At 30.2% G+C, this 3,034-nt stretch carries 5 protein-coding genes and 2 pseudogenes; 4 read left to right on the forward strand and 3 right to left on the reverse strand.

The features are described from left to right. The first annotated feature begins 196 nt into the window (after positions 1–196). The 3 genes from BCR26_RS15880 to BCR26_RS15885 all read left to right on the forward strand — a co-directional run bounded on the left by BCR26_RS15880 (position 197) and on the right by BCR26_RS15885 (position 1,247). Positions 197–721, forward strand: a complete 525-nt coding sequence (locus BCR26_RS15880) for a hypothetical protein (RefSeq protein ID WP_069699936.1) — start codon at positions 197–199, stop codon at positions 719–721. Positions 722–810: 89 nt separating this feature from the next. Next, positions 811–948, forward strand: a complete 138-nt coding sequence (locus tag BCR26_RS18620) for a hypothetical protein (RefSeq protein WP_169818905.1) — start codon at positions 811–813, stop codon at positions 946–948. Positions 949–962: 14 nt separating this feature from the next. Then, complete coding sequence (locus BCR26_RS15885; RefSeq protein WP_069699937.1) at positions 963–1,247, forward strand: hypothetical protein; 285 nt, start codon at positions 963–965, stop codon at positions 1,245–1,247. Positions 1,248–1,497: 250 nt separating this feature from the next. On the opposite strand, the gene BCR26_RS19035 is transcribed toward BCR26_RS15885, so the two are convergent. The 3 genes and pseudogenes from BCR26_RS19035 to BCR26_RS19290 all read right to left on the reverse strand — a co-directional run. Next, positions 1,498–2,115 (reverse strand): site-specific integrase, encoded by a 618-nt coding sequence (locus BCR26_RS19035; RefSeq protein ID WP_379962734.1) that lies wholly within the window; start codon positions 2,113–2,115, stop codon positions 1,498–1,500. 2 nt (positions 2,116–2,117) lie between these two features. Next, on the reverse strand, positions 2,118–2,501 hold the full coding sequence (locus tag BCR26_RS19040) for an N-terminal phage integrase SAM-like domain-containing protein (RefSeq protein ID WP_245341972.1): 384 nt from the start codon (positions 2,499–2,501) through the stop codon (positions 2,118–2,120). A 39-nt stretch (positions 2,502–2,540) separates the two neighbouring features. Next, positions 2,541–2,588, reverse strand: a pseudogene (locus BCR26_RS19290) (hypothetical protein); the annotation flags it as partial. 350 nt (positions 2,589–2,938) lie between these two features. Between BCR26_RS19290 and BCR26_RS19050 the strand changes: the two are divergent. Then, positions 2,939–3,034, forward strand: a pseudogene (locus BCR26_RS19050) (WXG100 family type VII secretion target); the annotation flags it as partial.

Raw genomic sequence — 3,034 nt, forward strand, 5'->3', positions numbered from 1 at the left:
CATTTGTCTTCACTCCTTATAATTCTTTCGTCAGAACTATTTTGAGTGTAGCACAAATGACTTTTTTAGTTGTCTAGCTTAATTTTACTATCGGCGTTATCTTATTTGTTTATTTGGAATAGGTGCAATAGGGGGATTTATTTCTTACACTAAAAGGAACAGCGCTATTGATAGTAAGGATGACATAGAGGGATTTGTGTATCTCGGATTGATGGTAGGCTGTTATCTGCTATTAAGACTTTTAAATACTAATATGATATCTTCAAATTGGGTTAGCGCTTGTGATTTATGTAATAACAAAGCGATAGGAGAAGGTGCATTAAATTATTTAATTCAAGAAGTAGAACAAAGCGTTAAAAATATAAAAAGGTTTGCAGAATGGTGTGTAGGAGTGATTGTAACACTAGTTGTATTAATATCAACTCTGATGCTAAATGTGTATTCTAAACTCGCGGATTTCATCTTAAAAGGACTAGAAGACAATGAAATAAAAGTACTCTCTGAAGAAGCTATTAAACAAATTAACAAACAAGGCTACAATCCTTTTTCTGAGTTGGTAGGTCTCTTCTTTCAATTGTTATTTCTATTTAGCTCATTTATACTTTTTGGTTATTTTATTTTTTCATTATTTTCAATTGTGAAAAGACAAGTGCTAGTTACTTTATATGATATTAGATATGCGCAATTAATGAATATTAAAGACTCTGGTAACTTAGAATAATAATTATGTATAGTGACTAATTGAGTTTAAAACACTTTTGAAGCAGTGCTATAGTTATAGTAATAAATTATCCGAGGAAGGAACATATTATGACTTATTCTGATTTAGAAGAAAACAAAGAGTCAATAAAGATAATAATGAGTGATATTAAGTGGGTAGATGATTTAACTGAAATAACTATTGACAAGGGGATATATTTTTTTAAGAAATTAAATCTGGTGACATAGTTTATATTGGACAGGTGGGTGGAATAGGACAAAATTTAAAAAAGAGAATAAAGCAATACTTTAAACCATCTGATAGTGGAACGATAACTTTTAAACTCAAAGTAAGATACTATCCAGATAAGTTTAATAAGGAAGAAAAAAAGCAATACTTTAAAGAGAATTATCAAAAGACATGGAAACAATACATGATTGAAAATTTCAAGGTTGGAATTTTAAAGATAAATGAAGAAACTGATCATGATATTAAAATTGAAGAGTCATATTTAATTGGGTTATTTAGAACAAAATATAATTATTAATGCCCCCAGCTAAAAAGCTATCTAAAACCTATCTATTTGTAAAAACAGAAACGAATATATGAAATTAACATAGATAGAAATAGCTCATTTTTGTTTATTTATCAATACTTGTTACTGTACACTAAGCCAATCCTTAAATGGAAGGGTCTGTAGGTTAGACCTATAATGGAAGCTACGAATGTTTATTTAAAAGCATTCGTAGCTATTTATTTTCCCGGAAAATCTATCTAACTACGTTGTTAGATACGGTTTAAAAATTTGCATATTTGGCAAACTGGTTATGAGCATCATCCATATCATTGTCTGTAACATGAGTGTAGATGTTCATTGTTGTTTCTAAATTTTTATGACCAAGTAGTTCTTGTGCCGTTTTTGGAGATACACCACTTTTGAATAACAGACTAGCCAATGTGTGTCTAAACCCATGAACAGTAATTTTAGGTAAATTATATTTAGCTAAAATCATTTTTAGCCAGTCAATAGATAATTGCGGGTAGTACAGACCATTCTTTTTATTGGTAAAGATGAATTGATCTTTATCAAAAGTGTTGATGCCAAAATTAATGTAACATTCTTTCTGATTGCTTTTCCAGCGTTTTAAAATACCCAGAGTTTTGTCATCAAATTTGACTTTCCTTTTCGAGTTTTCCCTCTTTGGAGATTGAATAACAATCTTACCAAATTCATCAATTGCTAAAGTCTTGCTTATATCAGCTGACGATTCCTCGAAATCTATATCTTTCCACTGAAGACTCAATACTTCAAATTTTCTCAAGCCAGTAAAGGCTAACACTCTAAAGAAAGCCAATATTTTCAAACCAGTGCGTCCATCCTTAGCAACATGTTCCTCTAAGCATTTAAAGAAAATTTCTAACTGTTCTTTTGTATAAAAATTCTTTTTTTAACAGTATTTGTCTTAGGAGGAACCGTATTTTTCATTGGATTAGATTGAAGATATTCCATCCGAATTGCATACTGTAAAATTTGAGCAGTAACTAGTCTAAGATACTTAAACTGCTTATACTCTTTTTGCCATCCATCCACTATTTTTTTGCATTGTGATACAGTAATTTTGTCTATCTTATAGCTTCCTAAAACAGGTAGTACATGGTTTTCTACAAAGCGACGATTAGTTGCAACAGTTGAAACTTTCACTTCAAGACGGTGATGGTTCAAGCACTCTTGGTAAAGCATTTTAAAAGACGTAGTCTTTACTTTGTTAGCATCTAATTTCCCATCTTTAAAATCTGTCATTAAACGATTGTACGCAAGTTTGGCAGCAGCTTTAGTTTTGAATCTTGAACGAGTCGTCCGTTTCTCTTTGCCAGTGCTCGGATCAATACCTAAATAAGCTGAAAACTTCCAATATTTCTACCATCTCTTTTGTCTGTATATTCCTTATATCTGTCATTTAATTTGCTATTATTAATTAACTCACCTGTTATCACTCAATGATTCTAAAAAAATTATTTATTAAATAAATAAAACTCATTAAGAACATAGATGAACGTAATCCATTAGCTGATAGCTATGTTTTCAAGGTATATTTGATAGTCCTAATTCTTTAGATAAATACGCCTATGTAGCTTTTTTTCAAAATTTATTGTCCTTGCTTATCATAAATGGTATAATTTTAATTGTAAAATATTCTATTTTTTACATAGTTTCTAGATTGTATCGGAGGAAGAATAATGGCACAAATCAAATTATCACCAGAAGAATTAGAAACATCCGCAACAAAATATACACAAGGGTCAGAAGAAATTTTAACAGTTTTATCGAATCTT

Origin of the sequence: Enterococcus rivorum (assembly GCF_001742285.1) — a bacterium.
Classification (GTDB): Bacteria; Bacillota; Bacilli; order Lactobacillales; family Enterococcaceae; genus Enterococcus_L; species Enterococcus_L rivorum.